18 protein-coding genes and 2 pseudogenes are annotated in these 18,853 nt (G+C 69.4%); 11 read left to right on the top strand and 9 right to left on the bottom strand.

Features of this window, described 5'->3' with window-relative positions; translation table 11 throughout:
* Positions 1-401: 401 nt before the first annotated feature.
* The 5 genes from ACFYXB_RS43760 to ACFYXB_RS43740 all read left to right on the top strand — a co-directional run bounded on the left by ACFYXB_RS43760 (position 402) and on the right by ACFYXB_RS43740 (position 2,763).
* Positions 402-638 (top strand): hypothetical protein, encoded by a 237-nt coding sequence (locus ACFYXB_RS43760; RefSeq protein ID WP_389590938.1) that lies wholly within the window; start codon positions 402-404, stop codon positions 636-638.
* Positions 639-642: 4 nt separating this feature from the next.
* Entirely contained in the window at positions 643-1,179 is a 537-nt protein-coding gene (locus tag ACFYXB_RS43755; RefSeq protein ID WP_389590937.1) for a DUF6879 family protein, read from the top strand.
* Positions 1,176-2,018: a helix-turn-helix domain-containing protein gene (locus tag ACFYXB_RS43750; protein ID WP_389590935.1), complete on the top strand. Its 843-nt coding sequence runs from the start codon at positions 1,176-1,178 to the stop codon at positions 2,016-2,018. The genes ACFYXB_RS43755 and ACFYXB_RS43750 overlap by 4 nt, the downstream gene beginning before the upstream one ends.
* Positions 2,019-2,104: 86 nt before the next feature.
* Positions 2,105-2,566: a hypothetical protein gene (locus ACFYXB_RS43745; RefSeq protein ID WP_389590933.1), complete on the top strand. Its 462-nt coding sequence runs from the start codon at positions 2,105-2,107 to the stop codon at positions 2,564-2,566.
* Positions 2,566-2,763 (top strand): hypothetical protein, encoded by a 198-nt coding sequence (locus tag ACFYXB_RS43740; RefSeq protein ID WP_389590931.1) that lies wholly within the window; start codon positions 2,566-2,568, stop codon positions 2,761-2,763. The genes ACFYXB_RS43745 and ACFYXB_RS43740 overlap by 1 nt, the downstream gene beginning before the upstream one ends.
* A 297-nt stretch (positions 2,764-3,060) precedes the next feature.
* Here the strand turns inward: ACFYXB_RS43740 and ACFYXB_RS43735 are convergent, their stop codons facing one another.
* From ACFYXB_RS43735 to ACFYXB_RS43725, 3 genes and pseudogenes are all read right to left on the bottom strand, one after another.
* The gene (locus ACFYXB_RS43735; RefSeq protein ID WP_389590929.1) at positions 3,061-3,507 is read right to left on the bottom strand and encodes a hypothetical protein; all 447 of its coding nucleotides are present in this window, start codon (positions 3,505-3,507) and stop codon (positions 3,061-3,063) included.
* 31 nt (positions 3,508-3,538) lie between these two features.
* Positions 3,539-4,453: pseudogene (locus ACFYXB_RS43730) on the bottom strand (IS982 family transposase).
* A gap of 701 nt (positions 4,454-5,154) precedes the next feature.
* Positions 5,155-6,740, bottom strand: a pseudogene (locus ACFYXB_RS43725) (IS1182 family transposase).
* Positions 6,741-7,074: 334 nt separating this feature from the next.
* On the opposite strand from ACFYXB_RS43725, the gene ACFYXB_RS43720 reads away from it, so the two are divergent.
* From ACFYXB_RS43720 to ACFYXB_RS43705, 4 genes are all read left to right on the top strand, one after another.
* Complete coding sequence (locus tag ACFYXB_RS43720; RefSeq protein WP_389590927.1) at positions 7,075-8,034, top strand: serine hydrolase; 960 nt, start codon at positions 7,075-7,077, stop codon at positions 8,032-8,034.
* 130 nt (positions 8,035-8,164) lie between these two features.
* Complete coding sequence (locus tag ACFYXB_RS43715; RefSeq protein ID WP_389590925.1) at positions 8,165-8,515, top strand: transposase family protein; 351 nt, start codon at positions 8,165-8,167, stop codon at positions 8,513-8,515.
* Between the two features lie 119 nt (positions 8,516-8,634).
* Complete coding sequence (locus ACFYXB_RS43710; RefSeq protein WP_389590922.1) at positions 8,635-9,441, top strand: transposase; 807 nt, start codon at positions 8,635-8,637, stop codon at positions 9,439-9,441.
* A gap of 530 nt (positions 9,442-9,971) precedes the next feature.
* The gene (locus ACFYXB_RS43705; protein ID WP_389590920.1) at positions 9,972-11,402 is read left to right on the top strand and encodes a selenium-binding protein SBP56-related protein; all 1,431 of its coding nucleotides are present in this window, start codon (positions 9,972-9,974) and stop codon (positions 11,400-11,402) included.
* 330 nt (positions 11,403-11,732) lie between these two features.
* Here the strand turns inward: ACFYXB_RS43705 and ACFYXB_RS43700 are convergent, their stop codons facing one another.
* From ACFYXB_RS43700 to ACFYXB_RS43680, 5 genes are all read right to left on the bottom strand, one after another.
* Entirely contained in the window at positions 11,733-12,038 is a 306-nt protein-coding gene (locus ACFYXB_RS43700; protein ID WP_389590919.1) for a hypothetical protein, read from the bottom strand.
* Between the two features lie 56 nt (positions 12,039-12,094).
* On the bottom strand, positions 12,095-12,265 hold the full coding sequence (locus ACFYXB_RS43695) for a hypothetical protein (protein WP_389590917.1): 171 nt from the start codon (positions 12,263-12,265) through the stop codon (positions 12,095-12,097).
* 13 nt (positions 12,266-12,278) lie between these two features.
* Positions 12,279-12,896: an LPD29 domain-containing protein gene (locus tag ACFYXB_RS43690; protein ID WP_389590916.1), complete on the bottom strand. Its 618-nt coding sequence runs from the start codon at positions 12,894-12,896 to the stop codon at positions 12,279-12,281.
* 632 nt (positions 12,897-13,528) lie between these two features.
* Positions 13,529-14,755, bottom strand: a complete 1,227-nt coding sequence (locus tag ACFYXB_RS43685) for a PQQ-binding-like beta-propeller repeat protein (protein WP_389590914.1) — start codon at positions 14,753-14,755, stop codon at positions 13,529-13,531.
* Between the two features lie 27 nt (positions 14,756-14,782).
* Complete coding sequence (locus ACFYXB_RS43680) at positions 14,783-15,691, bottom strand: transposase (protein ID WP_389590912.1); 909 nt, start codon at positions 15,689-15,691, stop codon at positions 14,783-14,785.
* Positions 15,692-15,778: 87 nt separating this feature from the next.
* Here ACFYXB_RS43680 and ACFYXB_RS43675 point away from each other — a divergent pair, with 87 nt between their 5' ends.
* Positions 15,779-16,108 carry an integrase core domain-containing protein gene (locus ACFYXB_RS43675; protein ID WP_389590910.1) on the top strand — a complete coding sequence of 110 codons (330 nt, stop codon included), beginning with the start codon at positions 15,779-15,781 and terminating at the stop codon, positions 16,106-16,108.
* A 193-nt stretch (positions 16,109-16,301) separates the two neighbouring features.
* On the opposite strand, the gene ACFYXB_RS43670 is transcribed toward ACFYXB_RS43675, so the two are convergent.
* Positions 16,302-17,237: a LysR family transcriptional regulator gene (locus ACFYXB_RS43670; RefSeq protein ID WP_389590909.1), complete on the bottom strand. Its 936-nt coding sequence runs from the start codon at positions 17,235-17,237 to the stop codon at positions 16,302-16,304.
* 133 nt (positions 17,238-17,370) lie between these two features.
* Here ACFYXB_RS43670 and ACFYXB_RS43665 point away from each other — a divergent pair, with 133 nt between their 5' ends.
* Entirely contained in the window at positions 17,371-18,639 is a 1,269-nt protein-coding gene (locus ACFYXB_RS43665; protein WP_389590907.1) for an MFS transporter, read from the top strand.
* Positions 18,640-18,853: the final 214 nt, after the last annotated feature.

Raw genomic sequence — 18,853 nt, 5'->3', positions numbered from 1 at the left:
CGGCGCCTCACTCCCCGATCCAGGGCTGCCAGCCCCGATGACTGCCGTGATCATCTCATCAGGAACAGGGCGAACGTTGGCTGATGCGGCACTAGGTCCGAGCACCGACAAGCCAGCATCCCCGGCTTGATTTGGCCTCTTCCAGGTCCTGACCGAGCGCGAAGAACGCAACAGCGTCGCGATCACGGAGTGGACCATCCCGAAGGCGTAGCCGGACGCCCCTGCGTGGCGCGACTGGCCGCGTGGGGGCTTCTGCATGGCACGGGGCTACCTCGGAGCGCCGGGTGTTGCGGGCAACAGAGCGCTTCGCTTCCGGCACGCGCAATCTCCCGCAATCCTCCAGCGCCGCCGCGCGATCCGCAGCATTCTGGACATCCGACCAGCCAGAACGGAGAGCACCCATGACGCTCAGGTTCCTTGGCACCACCTCAGAGAACGGGAACTGCCCCACCCTCTACGAGGTCGTAGAGACCGGTGACCTCGTCGTGCAGGGCGACCGGCTCATCGACCCCGAGCACCTCGCCCAGTTGCAGGACGTGAAGGATTCGGAGACGTTCGTTGTCGTCCCTCGCGAGCTGCTCACCCGCTTCGCGCCCCGCGACCTCGCGCAGGCCACCGAGACACAGACGAAGGAGTGACCGCGTGCCGGACCTGATCCCGTTCGACGAGATCACCCACCTGTTCACGGACTTCGAGCACACTGCCTGGCGGCTGGAGACCCAGCGCGGCTACGCCACCGACCGCGTCAGCCCGAACTGGGCTCGGTTCCAGAAGGGCGAGACCTTCAACTACGACCCGGCCAGCCCATGGCATGTCGGCGTACGCCAGCAGACCGAGGGGGGGAAGCGGATCGAGCGGGTACGCCTCGTCGACGACCCGCCGACCGAGGGCCAGCGGTTCCTTCTGGCGACCGGGCTGGGCAACGTGGCCGCGGGCGAGGACATCCGCAACCTTTGGCGCGCCGACGCCGTACGGCTCGGGCTGCCGGACTTCGATTTCTGGCTATTCGACTCCCGCACGGTCGTGAGGTTCGTCATCGACGACCAGGGCGTGACGCTCGGGGTGCAGGTCCTCGAGGACGCTGCCAGCGTCGTACAGGCATGCCAGGCCCGGGACGCTGCCTGGCACTTCGCCGTCCCTACCGGGGAGTTCCAAGCGCAGGTACCGTCTGCCGTGTGAGCACGGATTACCAGTCTGGCCGCGAAGCGCTCGGTGTGCGGCTGCGCGAGCTGCGCACCGAGGCCGGCCTGCGTGGCAAGGACCTTGCAGAGCGGCTGGGCTGGCAGCGCTCGAAGGTGTCCCGGCTGGAGAACGGGAAGCAGACCGCGACTGCCGCCGACCTGGAGGCGTGGGCGCGGGCACTGGACGTCCCCGCCGAAATCCCGGACCTTCACAGCCGGTTGCGGGGGCTGGAGTCGCAGCAACGCTCCTGGCAGCGTCAACTCGCCACCGGGCACCGGGCGGTGCAGGACCGGTACGTCGCCGAGTACCGGCATACGGCCACCGTCCGCGGCTACGAAGCCACCGTCATCCCAGGCCTGTTCCAGACCCCGGACTACGCCCGGCACCTGCTCATCCACAACGCAGAACTGATGCAGTCGCCCCGCGACACCGACGACGCCGTGAGCGCCCGTATGAAGCGGCAAGAGGTGCTGTACGAGGGCGGCAAAACGTTCCGCGTCCTGCTGTGGGAGGGCGCCCTGCACGCCCTCGTGTGCCCCCGCGAGGTGATGGCCAGCCAGCTCGACCGGCTCGTCGGGCTGATCGGCCTGAGCCAGGTCTCGCTCGGCATCGTGCCGTTGGGGGTTCGGTTGAAGCTCACCCCGAAGCACGGGTTCTGGATCTTCGACGAACAGCGGGTGGTCGTCGAGACGATCAACACGGAGTTCACGCTGGAGTCCGACGAGGACGTCACCCTGTACGGCAGGGTCTGGGACCGCCTCGGCGAATGCGCCGTCTACGGGCAGCAGGCACAGCGGCTGATCGGCCGCGCACGGGCCGGTCTCGACCTCGGTTGAGCAATCGCCCCCAACCTGCGGGCCGATCGCGCAATCCCGCGCAATCGGCGCACGCGGCCACAACGGGCTTTCCTACCGTCCTGGTCATGGCCCTACCGATGCGCCTCGCCAAGCTGTACGAGGCCGGGGACGCGTGGCTCGCCGACTGCTCCGCGCACCCGGACCTCGTACGCGAGGCGTGGGAAATGGAAGCCCTCGCCCCCATAGCTTCAGGTCCCCGCTGGCTCGCCGCCGAGGCCCGGCTCATCACCGCCATGCAGACGTTGAACCGCATCCGGGAGGAGCAGCGCGGGCCTGTCCTCGCCGATCCGCTGGTGGAACGGACCTGGTGGCTCGTGCCCGCCGACGCTGCGGCGGAGCTGGCCGACGTGCCGCAGGTGGCCGTGCAGCCGGCTGGGTGGGCGCTGCACTGCCCGCCGACGGGCTGGCGGGCCTGCGGCCGCTTCTGGCTGTCCCGGCCCGATGGATCCGGGCTGCTCACCCATCCCGCTGTGCTCGCCGCCGCAATCGGTCCCGGCGGGTACCGACGCCCCGTGGAGGCCCCCTGATGCCGACGGAGATGAGCCCACCCGTCAACCTGCCACTGCCGCCCGAGTGGCCTGAGCCGGCCCCACGCTGCAGCGTGTGCGCGGCGCTGGCCAGGCAGCGAGACGAGGCCGCAGAAGCCGGGGACCACTCGCAGGTCTCGGACTGCAACGTCGAGATCCGTGAGCACAAGGACGACCACCCGAGGCGGGTGCGGTGAGCGGCTTCGGACGTCGGCCGGTAGTGACCGGCACCGGGCCCGGCCGCTTCCAGCGCTCGTGGACACGCTGATGGGACGGGCCAAGCCGGTCGTCCGCTTCCGGGACACCGACGGCGTGTGGTGGCAGTTGCTTCACGACGAGCGGCTCGAGGAGATCCCGGCGCCCGTCAACGACTGACGGGACCGGGGAAGAGGCCGGGCCCTATCCGAGGGCCCGGCAGTCCCGAACCCCTCAACGGCGGGACGAGGTCAACGTAGCTGGAGCCAGGCCTGCGTTACACAAGGTTCAGCTCGGATTCAGCAGGCCGGCCCGATCACGACCTGCACCTTCTTGAGGTGCGCGGCCGGCTCGGCGTCCGTGTTGTAGCCCGGGTTGTCGGACGCCCACGCCGCCTCAGTGCAGTTCCCGGCCTCGGTCGGCGACGTCTTCTGCAGCCGCTGGAACGTGGACTCGCAGGTCGCCAGATTGTAATTCCCCAGTTCCTGCGCGCTGTCGGGCACGCCGGGTGTCTTCGTCCACACGATGATGTCCCGAGTGGGCTCGCATGTCTTGGGCGACCGGGACGGCTTCGGCTTCGGCTTGGCCGAACTCGGCTTCGGCCTGGCGGCCGGAGCAGCGGAATGCTTCGCCTTCGCGACTGGCCGGGACGAGAGGTGCGAAGGCGCCGGTCCAGCCTGATTGGTGCTGGTCCCGCAGGCGGCGGTCAGCAGGATGGCGGCGATGGGCAGGATGTAGCGGCGCACGAGGCCCCCCTAGATGATCAATTCCAAGGGGTCAGTGATCGAAGGCGGTCAGTGATCGCAGGGTGGCTTGTCCGGTGTGGTCGTTGTGCCAGATCGCGGCAGTCAGTGCGAGGATGCGCTGTATGACGCGGGCGATGACACCTCGGGGTGTGCGTCCTCGGTGCCGTTCGAGGTCGAGCTGTCCCTTGAAGGTCTCGTTGACCGACTCGATGACCTGCCGCAACGGCTTGAACAGGGATCCGCCGGGCCGCTGCCGTTCGCCCTTGCGGGTCGGCCGTAGTAACTGGATTCCCTGCTGGGCGAGTTCCTGCTCGAAGCTGCGGCCGAAGTAGTTCTTGTCGCCGATCAGTGTCTGGCCGGGCCGGGCGGTGAGGAGGTGCGGTTCGGCCGCGAGCAGGTCCAGCAGGGTCTCGCGCTCGTCGGCCTTGGCGCCGGTCAGGGCGAAGGCGACGGGCAGGCCCTGGAGGGTGCACACCAGGTGCAGCCGCAGGCCCCAGAAGAAGCGGCTGTGGCTGGCGCAGTAGCCGTACTCGGCCCATCCGGCCAGGTCGGAGCGTTTCACGGTTTCCCGCGAGCAGCCGCATTCCACGGGTGTGGAGTCCACGATCCATACGTCGTCGCTCCACACCGAGGTGCTGGTGGCCAGGATCCGGGTGACCCGGCGAAGCAGCTCGGCGGCCTTGCGCAGCCGCTTGTTGTAGCCGGGTTGCTGCGGCAGGTACGAGAAGAGATGCCGCAGGTGGGCCCGGGCATGCCGGAGTCACCTGGCCTCGGAGGTGAAACCGAGCATGGCCTGCATCATCGCAAGGGTGACCAGCTCGGCGTCGGTGAGCTGCGGCGCGATCCCCACGGCTGGCCGCCACGGCGCCAGGTCCGGACGCTCCTTCAGCAGATCGTCGGTCGTCGAATACAGTGCAGTCGCGAGGGTGTCCAAGTTGTGCGTCACAACATGATCTTGGACACCTTCGCCTCGTCTCCGCAGGGAAACAGCAGGACTAGATCACGGTCCGGAGCTGGCGGAAACGCTCGGATTGGTCGTGTCGAAGTAGACCGTGTCCGTGCCTGGATCGAGATAGAACGCGCCGGGGTACGTCCCACCCGTCATTTCACTGTCGAAGGAGTCGCTACGGACCCACCTTGCGCCCTTGGGCATGAACTCGGCGAGTTCGCCCGGAAGTTGGCGCGGTGTCTCAGGCTGAAAGCTCCGCTGCGGTGCCCCCATGATGGCAGCGACGGCACCTGCTCTCAGCTGGGCGGTTCCCACTACTCGAACATCGGTAGGGCCCGGAACGGACCTCCTCGAATCGGTGCCCAGTGCGGTGCCGAGCCAGTGCGCGCCGGACAGCGCGCCGAGCGCAGCGAACCGACGTTCCAGAGGCTCCAGGTCTGTGCGGACCTTGGCACCATCTGCGCTCTTCGCAGTCGATGTACAAGCCGCAAGCACCACCACCGCGCCAAACGCGAGCACCCCCCGGCGTCCCGGACCCGCCATGTCACCCACAAGCCTGCCCTCCCCAAAGCTCCCGCATCCCAGGCCTGATCGTAGCGGTCGGCTCGCAGCTCTCATCCCTTGGAATTGATCATCTAGAAGACTGCTGAAAATCTTGCGGGGGCGCTGTCCGGTTGTAGGCCGGGCGGCTCCTTTCGCTATGCGTTGGCCGGGGCGAGGCGCCAGGTGTCGCCGGTCCGGGTGAGTCCGAGGTTGATCAGTCGGCGGAGGTTGAGGGCGGCGGCCCGGTGGTGGAGCCAGATGTTGTTGGCGATGACGCCTCGGTAAGGGACTCGGCGGTTGCCCTTGGCGACCAGCCAGGCGATGGCGCGTTCGACCGGGGGCCGCCATCTGCGGTATTCGTCCTGCCAGGCGGGATCGGTGGCGGCCTGGGCCCGGGCGGCGGACAGCAGTTCGTGCTGGGGTGGACGTTGAGGGTGCGTCCGGTCTTGGAGGTGGTGCAGCGCTCGCGCAGGGGGCAGCCGGTGCAGGCGCGCTTGAACTGGGCGGTGCGGGCGCCGTCGACTTTGACCTGGCCGAGGTTGGCGGTGTGTCCGGCCGGGCAGGTCGCGGTGCCGGCGACCGTGTCGATGCGGAAGTCGTCGACGGTGAAGCCGCCGGGGACCGCATGCCGCAGCGGCGGCGGCTTGATCACCAGGCAGTGGCCGTCGGCCTGCAACTGTGCGCGCAGGTCGCCGGTGCCGTAGGCGGAATCGCCGAGCACGGTTGACTCCGCGTCCTGCTCCTCGTCGGCGAGCAGGCCGGCGGCGACGGCGGCCTCGTGGTTGTCGGGCCCGCAGCCGCCGGTGACAGCAACGGCGGTGAACAGCCCGCTCTCCGGCTCGAAGGACGCATGTCCTTTGAAGCCGTCCTGGTGGCGGGTGCGGTTCTTGTGGATGTGGCGTGCGTCGGGATCGACAGTGGACACGGTCCGGTCCACCGCCGTGCGCCGGGCGATGCGCCAGCGTCCGTCGCGTCCGTCGGAGTCCTCGGCCGGTTGCACGTCCTGCCCGGCGACCAGGGCCAGCAGGCCCACCGCGTTCGCAGCCTTCTCGCCCAGGTTCTGCTCGGGCAGACATCCCAGCAGGTTGAGGGCGTCGGTGACCAGCGCGTCGACCAGCACGGCGCGGGCGGCCTCATCGTCCCAGGCGATCCTCGGCTTGCCCGGATCGGTGTAGTCGTGCGCCCGGCAGTGCCCCGCGGCCACCTCCTGGGCACCGGGAACCTCCCGGATCACCCGCCGGATCGCGGAGATGATCTGGGTGACGGTGTCCTGGGTGGCCACCGCGTCATCGAGCACGGTGGAATCCAGCGCCCGCCGCTGCTTTCCCTTGAGCACGCCGGTCGCGGCCACCACGTCCTTGACCTTGGTGAAGATCCGCATCGGATCGGCCGAGTGACGCAGGCGGCGCCTGAAGTACGTCAGCAGGGACGGATCGAACGCCATGTCGTACAGGCCGAGCCCGCAGGCGGCCTTCCACCGCAGGTCGCACCGCAGTTCCTGGACCGTCTCGAAATCCGACAGCCCCTGCAGGCTCTGCAGAACCACGGTCGCGGCCAGCACCTGCGGCGGCAGACTCGGCCGCCCGTTGGACGACGGATACATGTCCGCGAACATCGACGGCGGGAACAGCGCCTCCCGGTGCTCGGCCAGGAACGCGAACACGCTCCCCGCCGGGATCAACTCCCGGCAGGTCTCCCACACATCCGGCCCGACCAACTCCCCAGCCCATTCCCCCTGCATGCCTACAAGACTGGCCCCGACCCGGCCGAGTCGGGGCCAGAACCCGAGATTTTCAGCAGTCTTCTAGGCGGGCAACGGCGCGATCCCGCCGCGTGATCCGCAGGGCGACGGCTGAGCCCTCGATGGAGATCAGTTCTTGGAAGTCCCAGTCGGGCCGAGCGGCTGGCTTTATCGGTGAGTGCTGGGTTCTGGCACAGATCTTGGGGAGCCGTCTCGGAGAGTCACTGAAGCAGGATCATCTTGCGGATTGCCGGATTCGCGGCAGGGGACGGAGCGAGGTTCGCCGTTGGCGAATCGTCCTCGGGGTGTGCGTTGGGTGGGTAATCGTGGCTGAATGATCGAGGGCAGGTTGGAGCAGGTGTTCGCTGATGCCGGATGCAAGGGCAGTGTGGCTGTCCTGGACATCGACGGCCCGGGGCGGGTGGCGTTCGGAGATAACGAACTGGTGGTCGCCGCGTCCACGTTCAAGATCGTGGTGGCGTTGGAGCTGTTCTGTCAGGCTGCCGAGGCGAGCGTGGATCTGGCCGAGCGCGTTCGGCTCTCGCCGGCGCAGGCCACGCCGGGCGGCCAGGGGTTCTGCATCTTCGAGGACGAGGCCGAGGTCTCGCTGCGTGATATTGCCCGGATGATGCTCACCATCAGTGACAACACTGCAACCGATGTGTTGATCCGCCGTGTGTCGGTGTCGCGGATCCATGATCGCTTGGCCGGCCTGGGTCTGGACCGGATCCGGTTGGCGGGCACGATCCGGCAGGAGTTCGATGCCATTGGCCGCGATGCGGGTTTCGCGGGGTGGACGGAGATGGGACGCGCGATGCGTCAAGCGGGTTCACCAGCGGACACCGAGCGCATATGGGATCGCGTACTGTCCGCTCCGTCCCTGCGACCCGGTCGTATCACGAGCGCGACGGCCGGGCAGATGGCCACCTTGCTGAGGCTGATCTGGCGGGACGAGGCCGGGCCGGGTGATGCGTGCCGAGCGGTGCGGACGATCCTCGGCCAGCAGCGGCTGACCCGGAAGATCGCCGCCGGGTTCAGCGACGAGGTGCGGGTAGCGGCCAAGTCGGGCACCGTTCCCGGTTGTGCAAGCAACGAAGCGGGAGTTGTGCAGTTCCCGGACGGTTCTCGTTTTGCGGTGGCGGTGTTCACCAGACCGGCCGGACCCGGCCCCCGGACGCCACAGGCCGATTCCGTGATCGGTGCAACGGCCCGGTTGGCTGTCGAGCACCTTCGTCGGCATTCCAGGAAGGCTGCAGATTTCACTGTCCCACCGCAAACCCCTGGGGTGACGTGACGACATGAACCTGGACAGACATTGGGGAGCGGTTCGGTGAGGATCACCATGGTGTTCGATCAAGAGGGGATTCGGGTTCGTGTGAGACCGCGTACGCCCGCGTTCTGACGGAGGGGTGACGCTCCGTCAGATGTGGGACTGTCTCCGCCGTGGTCAGCTGTGGTCGGTCATGGTGCTGGTCATGCAGCCCGACGTATCGTTCCGGGACTCTCTCGTGTTCGGCGGGATCGACGACGTGGACGTCGAGGCGGTGACCGCTGCCTTCGGCACGGTCGATGTCGTGGCCAGAGGCCGGGCGGCCGACGCCGTGTGTCCGGACTGCGGTCGCTTCTCGGGCCGGGTGCACGACTCCTACCAGCGCAGATTGAAGGATCTCCCGCTCGGTGGGCAGAGCGTCGTGATCCGGCTGACGGTCCGGCGTTTCATCTGCGGCGCGGGGACTGCCCGCGCCGTACGTTCGCCGAGCCGTTCGCTCAGCTGACCGCCCCCTACGCGCGCTTTACTACTCGGCTCAACCGCATCCTGGAACACGTAGGGCTCGCACTCGCCGGACGGGCCGGCGCCCGGCTGGCTCACCGACTGGGCCTGTGCGCAGGGCGGATGACCTTGCTGCGCAGGGTCATGGCGCTGCCGGATCTGCAGTTCAGTACGCCGCGCATGCTGGGCGTGGACGACTTCGCGATCCGTCGGGGCCAGACCTACTCCACCGTCTTGACCTGCGGAGAAACCCATCGTGTAGTCGATGCGCTCCCGACACGTGCATCAGGGCCGCTGGCCGAGTGGCTGACCACCCACCCGGGCGTGGAGATCATCTGCCGGGACCGCGCGGGCGCCTACGCCGAGGGAGCCCGGCTCGACGCCCCCGACGCTCTCCAGGTCGCCGACCGGTTCCACCTGTGGCAGGGCCTCGGCCGAGCCATGGAGACCTGCGTCGCTGCACACCGTGAGTGTCTGCGCGCTCCGGCACCACCCAAGCCGTCGAACGTTGCCTCTCGGCAGGACGACTCGGGGCCTGCCGGCCCGGATCCAGTCGGCCGACGGGCCCAGCGCAAGAAGGCCGTACACGCCATGGTTCACGAACTGCTCGCGCAGGGGCACTCGCGCCGGGCGATCGCCCGGCACCTGGGCTGGGGCCTCAACACCGTGCTGCGGTATGCCCGCGCCGTGCACTGGCAGGACACCCTCCGCGAAAACGGGCCCCGGCCCAGTCGGCTCGACCCTTACAAGCCCTACCTGGAGCGGCGGTTCGCCGCGGGATGCACGAGCGTCACCCGCCTGCACCGCGAACTGCTCGCCGAGAACGCCCCTGTCACCTACGCCATGGTCCGCGCATACGTCGCCACCCTGCGCGCCACTCCGCCGGACGCGCCGCCCCCGCCGCCGAAGGCGCGGCAGGTGACCGGCTGACTCACCCGCCATCCCACGGCCCTGAGCGAGGAAGACCGCGCCGCCTTGAAAGACGTCCTGGCCCGCTGCCCCGAACTGGACACCGCCGCCGAACGTGTCCGCGGCTTCGGCGAGATACTCACCAGCCGCCTCGGCGCCACTCTCCCTCCTGGATCGAAGCCGTCGATGCCAGCCAACTGCCAGGCCTCACATGCCGAAGGCGGCTTGTCACCACCGGGCCCGCTAGATCCTGTCCGGTCAATCAGGCCGGATCAGCGAGCGACGTCTGACACGGTCACCTGGCAAGGCGGCCAGAAGGCCCGGTGTCCGCTCGGCGCCGCCGCTCTCGGGCGTGCCGGAGACGAGACGAGCCGCACGCTGAGGCGGTCCGCGCCCCCGCGCTGTCGGCTTGGCAGGGCTCCGGGGCTGTGAAACGCTCGCTTTATGGCGCATCAGTCCCGCGTCTGCACATCGATCTCGACCGGGTGAGCCCGGCTCCCTGTCGAGAGTCCCCCCGGATCCGCGCTCCCGTTCGGGAGTAAGGAACAGCCATGAGCACGACTGAGCACGCTCACGACCGCGACGACCACAGTGACCCCACCTTGTACCGCACTCCGGCGGATGCCGTCGCCGCGCCCCCGGAGAAGCTCGGCTATGTCGTCGGTTTCGACCCGAGCGCACAGCGCGCGGACGCGTTGTTCACCGTCGGCACCGACCCCGAATCCCCCGTATACGGCCGCGTGACCTCCCACGCCGAGCTGCCCGGCCTGGGCAACGAACTGCACCACTTCGGCTGGAACGCCTGCTCGAGCGCGCTGGCGCATGCCGGTCATCATCACGCTGCGCGGCGCTACCTCATCATCCCGGGACTGCGCTCCTCCCGGCTGTACGTCTTCGACACCGGCCCCGATGCCGCCCGCCCGCGCCTGGTCAAGGTGGTCGAGCCCGAGGAGCTGGCCGCCAAGGCCGGATATTCGCGTCCGCACACACTCCACTGCGGCCCCGACGGAGTGTTCCTGTCCTGCCTGGGCGGCGCGGACGGTGCGGACGGACCTGGCGGCGTCGCGCTGCTGGACCACGAAAGCTTCGAAGTGCTGCGCGCCTGGGAGAGCGACCGCGGACCGCAGCGGTTCGCCTACGACCTCTGGTGGCATCTGCGCCAGAACATCGCCGTGACCAGCGAGTGGGGCACCCCCTCGATGATCGAGGACGGCCTCATCCCCGAACTGCTGCTGGGTCGCCAGTACGGCCACTCGCTGCACTTCTGGGAGCTGGACTCCGGCCGGCACCTGCAGCGCGTCGATCTGGGGGATGAGAACCAGATGGTGCTGGAGCTGCGTCCCGCGCACGACCCCGAGGCAACGTGGGGGTTCACAGACACCGTGGTCAACGTGGAGGACCTGTCGGCGTCGGTGTGGCTGTGGAACCGGGAGGGCGAAGACTTCGTGGTCCACAAGGTGATCACCATCCCTGCCGAGCCCGCGCAAACGGAGGACCTGCCCCCGGCGCTGCAGCCGTTCGGCGCCGTGCCCCCATTGATCACCGACATCGACCTGTCGGTGGACGACCAGTGGCTGTACGTATCCGCATGGGGAACCGGCGATCTGCTCCAGTACGACGTGAGCGACCCGTTCCATCCGAGGCAGACCGCGTCCGTGCGTCTTGGCGGCATCGTCAGCCAACAGCCGCATCCCGCTGAGCCGGACATTCCGCTGACCGGCGGAGCGCAGATGGTCGAGCTCAGCCGCGACGGGCGGCGCGTGTACCTGACGAACTCCTTGTACGGCGCCTGGGACGCGCAGTTCTATCCCGCGGGCATCGACCCGTGGATGGTCAAACTCGACGCCGACACCTCGGACGGCGGGCTCTCCGTCGACAGCCGCTTCTTCCCGCACGGCCCGGACTTCCTGGGTTTGCGCGTGCACCAGACGCGCCTGCAAGGCGGCGACGCCTCCTCGGATTCGTACTGCTACCGCCGCTGACCGCTTGTCCTCCGCGAGCGTCGGCGCCGGCGCTCGCGGCGGCTGCCGCCGCGGTGACGAGGCCTCTGCCTGTCATGCCGGCCGCTGGGCGGTCCGGGGCGGCGGACGGGCAGTGGATGCCGGCACCTTCGCGCTGACCGCGTGCCCCACGACACCAGGCCACGCCGATCTCAGGCGTGGTCGACCCTTCGCAACGCCCGACCGGAATAGCCGCAGCCTGCACAGTGAGTGTCCATACCTGAGCCCGGACACTGCATCGCCGTCATTTCTCATGAACATCCGAGAGCCCTTGGATCGCCAACCAGTGCTGCAACTCATCGATAAACGCTGTCACTGGAAGTGAACGAAGCCACGGGGGGCGGTGACAACCACGACGGCGCACGCGGCGGGCAGGTCGTTGCGCGCGTACTTGTCCTGCCGGTCCGGCTCGGCGGCGTACGCCTCGTACACGGCCCGTAGGCCGGTCTCGGCGTCGGCGCGGCGGGCGGCGGTGCGGGTCCAGCCACGAACCGCGTCGGTGGAACCGATGCCGTCGCACAGGGCGTACGAGCGGGCGCCGTTGAGGGTGTAGGTGGCGGTGGCGTCGCACTGGTGGGAGCGGTCGCCGATGAGCTGGAAGGCGGAATGAGTGCGCATGAGGACTCCGGGAGGGCAGGCCGGGCTGGGCGCCGGGGCGCCCGCTCGAGGGGCGGTCAGGCGGTGAGGGTCGGCTCGAGCTGCGCTGTGGTGACGCGCAGATTGGCGGCGCGCAGGTCGGCGGCGACGGTGGCCATGCGGTCGGTGTCGGCCTGCTGGCCACGGCTGCCGGGGGCGTACCAGTACTGGTTCTTGCGGTGCCACTTGAAGCCGTGCCGCTTCAGCACGTCGGCGGCGCCGTCACCGAGACGCGTACCGGTGACCGTCGTCCCGTCCTCGTCCGTGTCCGTGAGTCCCTCCGTGGACTCGTCGGCCTCCTCGGAGGTGCTCGCCGGACGGGCGCGGCCTGGGCGGCGGTCTGTCCCTTGGTGGCGGCCCAGCGCTGGGGCAAGACGACATCGATGGCGATCTGCCTTGCCTGCATGCGCCCCCAGTTGTCCCGGATGGGGTGGCCGTCGATTTCAAGGGCACCTGTCCACCCGGCCGAGGCGGGATCCATGCCATCGTTGGCTTCGGACAGAGGGCGGCGGCGGCCTTCAGTGCGTCGTCGGAGGTCTCCCGGTGGGTGTTGATGCCGTCGACCAGCGGTTTGCCGGTGACCTTCCGGCCCTTGACGGTGACGGTGACCGTGTTGTCGGTGGACTCGTAGCGGTCCTCCTGGCCGTTGAACTGCGCGCCCTGCATGGGGCGGGTGAGCTCTTCGACCTCGGCCGTGTTGGGGCCGTCGGTCCAGTAGACGGAGATCCACGCGGAGGCGGTACCGGTGCCCTTGCGCACGTTGAACTTTACGGCGGGGAACGCGTTCTGCAATCGGCGCTTGAGTTCGGCGGCCACGTACTTGGTGTCGATGTAGTCCATGCCCTGTCCTTCTGGTGCGAGTTGGGTTGGCGGCAGTTGAGTTGCCGCGCATCTGTAAAATCAATAATACACGCTTTGCCTCGGCCGGTCGGCGTAGAAGACGCAGTCACCGTTGACGGTGATCCGTAGCGGGATCGTTCCGTCGGGGCTGATCAGGTCGGCGGGTACTTCGCCGCGCTTCCAGTAGGCGTAGACCTGGGTGCCGCCGGTCTTGAGGCACGGCAACGTCCCTCGCTGCTTCCGACGGTGCCTGTTCCCAAACCTCGGTCAGATTCATCATGCGCTGGCAGGTGGTGCAGCAGGCGGCGGGGACCGCTCCGTACGGTGCGTAGTAACGGCCGTCGCAGTCCGGGCCGATGAACATGGTGACGGTGCTGCCGGTGAAGTTCTGGGGCGCGAACGCTGGCTCGGCGGTGTCCGGGTCGGCGACCCCGGGCAGCGTGATGCAGGTGCGGCTGTCAAGCGGAACTCGCCCACGGCGGCACCACGCGCTGGCCGGTCTTCATCCGTCAGCGGTACCGACGTGCCGACACCGGGCTGCGACACGGCCCAGGGCCGCCCGACCGGTTGCACGGCCGGCGTTGGTGGACGCGACGGGGTGAGGACGCCGGGGCCCGCTCCGAGCCGCGGTGTCAGGGCAGCGGGATCGACCGCAGGCCGCGATGTGTTCCCGCCTGGACAACGATATGGCCCGAGTCGCCGCCCGGGACGACGAGCGTGGGGTATTCCCCGTCCCTCGTCTGCGGGTACGGCGCGGACATGCGCGGCGCGGCGGCTCCGGTCGCCTGCGGGCCGGCGTGCAGGTCGATCGTGATCACGCGTCCTCTGACGGCGGCGTCGTTGACCGGGGTGAAGGTGACGAACCATTCGCCGGCCAGTTCTGCCTCCTCGGTGGTGGTGGCGTAACTCCACAGCCTCCGGTGGTGGACGAGGTCGTATGCGTTCCAGTCGCCGGCGCCCGGGTCCTCCGCGCTGTCCTCGAACAACACGAGCACACCGTCGGACGAGATGAGACCGCGCTCGGGCTTCAGGCTGGTGTCCTCGGCGGTCGGCAGCGGCCCGAGCGTGACCGGGTCCAGGCGCTGGAGTGGCGGGAAGGTGTCCTCGGCGGAGTACGGGCTGCCGGTGCACACGAGGTAATGGCCGCCGGAGATGAGGTTCGGGCACTCGACACCCTGGGGGCTGGTCGCCACGGCGGCGCCGGTACGGGCGTCGCGGGCGGTGACCTTCGTGCCGTCGGTGGTGTAGACGCGGCCCCCGAAAGCGGCGATGCCCCCGTACGGATCCGCATCGATGGTGCGGTGCCACAGCGTCCTGCCGTCGGACGCCCGGAAGGCGCCGAGGGTGATGATCCCGGTGGTCTTCGCCGGCGTTTCGAGGACGTAGACGGTCCCGTCCGCCGCCGCGAGAGCCGGAAAGGCGTTGCCGTCGGTCAGCCGGCGCGTCCAGGCGGCCGTGCCCGTGCGTAGATTCGCCGCGCGCAGTATCGCGCCGGAGCCGGTCACGGCCCGTTCGTCGGCCGAGTCGACGACGAGTGCGGCGTCCTTGCCGCCACCGGTCGGGGGGACGGCCCAGGTGACCTCGCCGGTGACCCGGGACCGCCCGACGAGGCCACCGGAGCCGGTGCGGCACACGATCTGATGAGCCGTCGCCCCGCAGCGGCCCTCCTGCGCGGAGAAGGAAGCGGTCCACGCGCGCCACGGGCCCGAAACGGCGACTTGGGCCCGCAGGGTGCTGGGAACCCCGGGTGCCGAAACCGTCGTACGACTTGGCTTGCCGGAAGGCGTACTCCCCGAGCCCGCACAACCTGCGAGTACCAGCCCGAGCAGTGCCGCGACCGCCTGCCACGTCCGTCGCATTTCCGGTTCCCCCCATGCGAGAAAGCCTCATGGTACGGGCGATTTGGCACTACGGACCGTGGTGACCAGACGGTAGCGGTCGTGCACGCGTTGCCCGTTGCGCAGGGTCACGGTGATGTCCGCCTCGATGACCCGGAGTTTGAGCCCGCCCAGCAGGGTGAGGTAAGAGCCGTCGCCGAGGACCTCCAGGACGACGGGCTTGCGGTGCGGGCCGAGGCGGACCAGCAGCTGAGCGCCGCTGCGGGCGACGGCCGCGTAGAAGTTGTTCCCGTCGAAGCCACGGTCGGCCAGCAGGAGCATTTTCGGTGACAGGAGGTGAATGAGCTGGGCGGCATGGGTCGGTTCGCCGACGCTGGTGGGGCCGAAGACCACGCCGAGCAAGCCCCGTGTCCCCGTCTCGACCAGGGCCGTCAGCCGCAGGGCGGGATAGCCGGAGATACCCCACCGGTGCTTGGACTTGCTGAACAGACTGCGGATCCGCGGCTGGTCAGGGGCCTTGAGCGAGCTGCAGCCGTCGAAGGCGACCGTGCACCAGGAGCGGTAGCAGGTGCCCGTCGTGCCCGGCCGGGCGAGTGGCCCGGACACCGCGTCGAACAGTGCCTTCAACGGAGCTGGCCCCAGACGGCGCCGCAGATCGCGCAGCGCCTTCTCCGACGGCCGGTGCAGCGCCAGTCCGTGCAGGCCGGCGACGAGCTTGTCCCAGACACGCGTATAGCCCAGCGTCGGGGACATCGCCAGGGCCAGGAGAAAATGGATGCCGACGCGGGAGGGGAGATGCCGCAGGCGACGGTGACCGGTTCGAGTCTCCTCCAGCACAGCGTCAGCCAGTTCGAACGGCACATGCTGGGTCAACTCGCCGAGGTGTCCGGGTGCGAAAGCGCCAGCCGCGCAGGTGATGGTCTCGGTGAAGGTGGTGGTGGCACACTGATCGGGCAACGGGACCTCTCGGACGGGAAGACCTTGGTCGGCTTCTCTGCCTAACGAAGGTCCCGTTGTCACGTCCGTGGCTGCGGCGGAAGCAGCTTGACGAAGCCGCAGATCACTCATCTACGCGGCATTGCGGATTATCCGGAAAGGTTCGATTCGCTGACACACGCGCGGGAGTGGATGGAGGGGTTCATCACCTACTACAACCACACCCACCGCCACTCCGGAATCGGCTACCACACCCCGGCCAGCGTGCACTTCGGCACCGCCGAACTGGTCCGAGAACAGCGCGCGGCCCCCCTGGCCGGGGCGTATGCGCGGCATCCGGAGCGGTTCAACCGCCGCCCGCAGCCTCCCAGGATCCCCCGGCGGGCATGGATCAACGACCCGGCCAAGCGCCGCCAACCCGAACCACACAGTTCATAGCAGCACGCTCGTCTCACTTGACTTGACAGGCAGCGCGAAGCGCGGCGAACTCGCGACTCACGCCTACCGTCCGCTTATCTATCCAGCCGTGCCTGCGGAGGCCAGCTTCAGGGTGGCCTCCACCGTACGGCGAACCTCATCGAGCGTGTGCGAAGCGGTGCGCGGCCAGTTGGAGCGGGAGACGTGGTGGTGTTCAGCGCGGAATCACCCAGCTCGGCGTCCAGGTTCCGGCGGCGTCGTGGCCGGTCGCTGTGGTGGCGAGGTGGGTGCGGAGGGTGACCAGCGCCGGGTGGGGGTTGTCGCGGTGCCAGAGGAGCGAGTGCGGGTAGACGGGCGTGGGGTCGGTCACCGAGATGCGGCGCAGGCCGTGGTCGGCGGGCCAGACGAGGCGGGTGTGCTCGCCCATGAAGGTGGCCAGGGCCGGGGTGTCGGCGACGGTGTCGAGGAGCGCGTCGGAGCCGAAGTTGGGGCCGGTCGCCTCGATGGTGAGGCCGAACTCGGCGACGAGGTCGTCGTAGTAGGCGGCCCATTCGGTACCGGGGACGATGCCGGGCATCCAGATCCGGTGCCCGGCGAGCTGAGCGACGGTCACCGACCGGGCGCCCGCCAGCGCGTGGGCGGGGCCAGTGAGGAGCTGGAGCGGCTCGTCGAGCACCCGGACGGACTCGATGTCCTCGGGAAGGGGCCGGCCGGGCACGGCGACGGCGCGGAAGGACGCGTCGATGGCACCGGAGCGGATGGCGGCGACGGCCGTCTCGATGTCGAACAGCATCAGCACGTCGAGGTCGATCTCGGGGTGCGCGCGGTGGAAGCCGCGCATCAGGCCCGACGCCGCGCCGCGCGAGGCGATCACGTCGACGCGTAGCGGACGGCGGCCGGTGTGCACGGAGGCGACCGCGCGCTCGGCGACGCGCAGCAGCTCGCGCGCGTGGGGCAGGAATGCCTGCCCGTCGATGGTGAGCTCGGCGCCGCGCGGGGTGCGGGTGAACAGCCGCACGCCGAGGGTGCGCTCCAGCGCCGCGATGCGCTTGGAGACAGCCTGCTGGGTGACCGCCAGCTCGGCGGCGGCCTCCTGGAACTGCCCCGCATCGGCGGCGGCGACGAAGGTCCGCACGGTGTCGAGATCCATGCCGGTACCCTACGGCCACAACCGTTGGTTGTGGCCGATGGCTCTGCGGTTGTTTGATTCCTGGGTATGGCGCTCGCTTTGATGTTTCCGATCGCGGATCGGTTGTGCGGGTGAGTGGCAAGGGGCGTCGGGCATGAGGAGCGGGCACCGGCTGGGACATCTGCTCGGACATCGGCTGGGGTGGCGGTTCGGGTGGCTCTGGGGAGCGTACGGGACCAGCGCGCTCGGCACGTGGCTCGCCTTCGGCGCGTTCCCGCTGATCGCCATCCGGGTGCTGCACGCCGGACCGGCCGAGGTCGCCGCGCTCTCCTCCGTGGGGGCTGCGGTGGGCGCGGCCGTGGCGGTGCCGCTCGGCCCGTGGGTGGAGTTCCGCCGCAAGCGGCCGGTGCTGATCGCGATGGACCTGGTGCGGTTCGCGGCGCTGCTGACGATCCCCGCCGCGTTCGCGCTCGGCGTGCTTACCTTCCTTCAGCTCCTGCTGGTCTCGGTCGTCGTCGCGGCGGCCGACATCACCTTCCGCGCCGCCTCCGGTGCGTACCTGAAGACGCTGCTGCCGGCCGAGGACCTGCTCGTCGCCAACGCCCGGTTCGAGTCCACGGCCTGGACGACCACGATCATCGGACCGCCGCTGGGCGGCGCGGCGATCGGGCTCCTCGGTCCGGTGGCGACGGTGGTGGCCGACGCGGTCAGCTACCTGCTCTCGGCCCTGGGCATCCGCGCGACCGGCGGGCACGAGCCGCGGCCCGAGCGACGGGAGGCCGCGCGCATCCGGGCCGGGGACCTGCTCGACGGTTGGCGGTACATCCTCGCCGACGCGACGCTACGTCCGCTGTTCTTCAACACCGCCTTGTTCAACGGCCTGGTGATGGCCGCCGAGCCGCTGCTGGCCGTCCTGATGCTCGGCCGACTCGGGTTCGCACCGTGGCAGTACGGCCTCGCCTTCGCCGCACCCTCGATCGGCGGGCTGCTCGGTTCGCGACTGGCTCGACCGCTCGTCACCCGGTTCGGACAGCACCAGGTCCTCATCGTGGCCGGGGCGCTGCGCGCGCTCTGGCCCGTCGGCCTGGCCTTCCTGGGGCCGGGCACCGGCGGGTTGCTGCTGGTAATCGGCGTCGAGCTCGGACTCATCTTCTGCTGCGGGGTCTTCAACCCCGTCTACACCACCTACCGCCTCGAGCGCACCGCGCCCGACCGGGTCACCCGCACGCTGTCCGCCTGGGCGGTGACGACCAAGGCCTCGACCGCGCTTCTGACGGCTGTCTGGGGCGTGCTGGGCGGCCTGCTCGGCCCGCGTACGGCCATCGGCCTGGCCGGGATGCTCCTGCTGGCGACCCCGCTGTTGCTCCCGCGCCGCCCGGCAGCGCTTCTCTCCGAGCCGGAGCCGACACCAAGCCGCCCCTGACGGACCGCCACCGCCGCCACCGCCGCCACCGCGACCGGGCTGCACCGCCCTTGTTCGGAGCGGTCCACCGTTACTTCGATCCTCAATGGATCTCGGCAATCCGGGCATTTCGGCCCGGGTGGTCCGTCACATCACCAAAGCGTGAGGGCTTCGGCTTGAGTACGGTCTCCCGTTTCCGTCTGCCGCTGGTGCGGCAGGTTTGCGCCACCTGCCC

Source organism: Streptomyces sp. NPDC002619 (assembly GCF_042889305.1).
GTDB lineage: Bacteria > Actinomycetota > Actinomycetes > Streptomycetales > Streptomycetaceae > Streptomyces.
The sequence above is the reverse complement of the archived record's forward strand: the minus strand, read 5'-3'. Positions and strand labels throughout refer to the sequence as shown.

What these genes read in the sequence shown, in the direction of transcription:
- ACFYXB_RS43760 (WP_389590938.1), top strand. Translation starts at nt 402, where the DNA reads ATGACGCTCAGGTTCCTTGGCACCACCTCAGAGAACGGGAACTGCCCC.
- ACFYXB_RS43745 (WP_389590933.1), top strand. Translation starts at nt 2,105, where the DNA reads ATGGCCCTACCGATGCGCCTCGCCAAGCTGTACGAGGCCGGGGACGCG.
- ACFYXB_RS43740 (WP_389590931.1), top strand. Translation starts at nt 2,566, where the DNA reads ATGCCGACGGAGATGAGCCCACCCGTCAACCTGCCACTGCCGCCCGAG.
- ACFYXB_RS43720 (WP_389590927.1), top strand. Translation starts at nt 7,075, where the DNA reads ATGATCGAGGGCAGGTTGGAGCAGGTGTTCGCTGATGCCGGATGCAAG.
- ACFYXB_RS43715 (WP_389590925.1), top strand. Translation starts at nt 8,165, where the DNA reads ATGTGGGACTGTCTCCGCCGTGGTCAGCTGTGGTCGGTCATGGTGCTG.
- ACFYXB_RS43710 (WP_389590922.1), top strand. Translation starts at nt 8,635, where the DNA reads ATGACCTTGCTGCGCAGGGTCATGGCGCTGCCGGATCTGCAGTTCAGT.
- ACFYXB_RS43705 (WP_389590920.1), top strand. Translation starts at nt 9,972, where the DNA reads ATGAGCACGACTGAGCACGCTCACGACCGCGACGACCACAGTGACCCC.
- ACFYXB_RS43700 (WP_389590919.1), bottom strand. Translation starts at nt 12,038, where the DNA reads ATGCGCACTCATTCCGCCTTCCAGCTCATCGGCGACCGCTCCCACCAG.
- ACFYXB_RS43690 (WP_389590916.1), bottom strand. Translation starts at nt 12,896, where the DNA reads ATGGACTACATCGACACCAAGTACGTGGCCGCCGAACTCAAGCGCCGA.
- ACFYXB_RS43685 (WP_389590914.1), bottom strand. Translation starts at nt 14,755, where the DNA reads ATGCGACGGACGTGGCAGGCGGTCGCGGCACTGCTCGGGCTGGTACTC.
- ACFYXB_RS43670 (WP_389590909.1), bottom strand. Translation starts at nt 17,237, where the DNA reads ATGGATCTCGACACCGTGCGGACCTTCGTCGCCGCCGCCGATGCGGGG.
- ACFYXB_RS43665 (WP_389590907.1), top strand. Translation starts at nt 17,371, where the DNA reads ATGAGGAGCGGGCACCGGCTGGGACATCTGCTCGGACATCGGCTGGGG.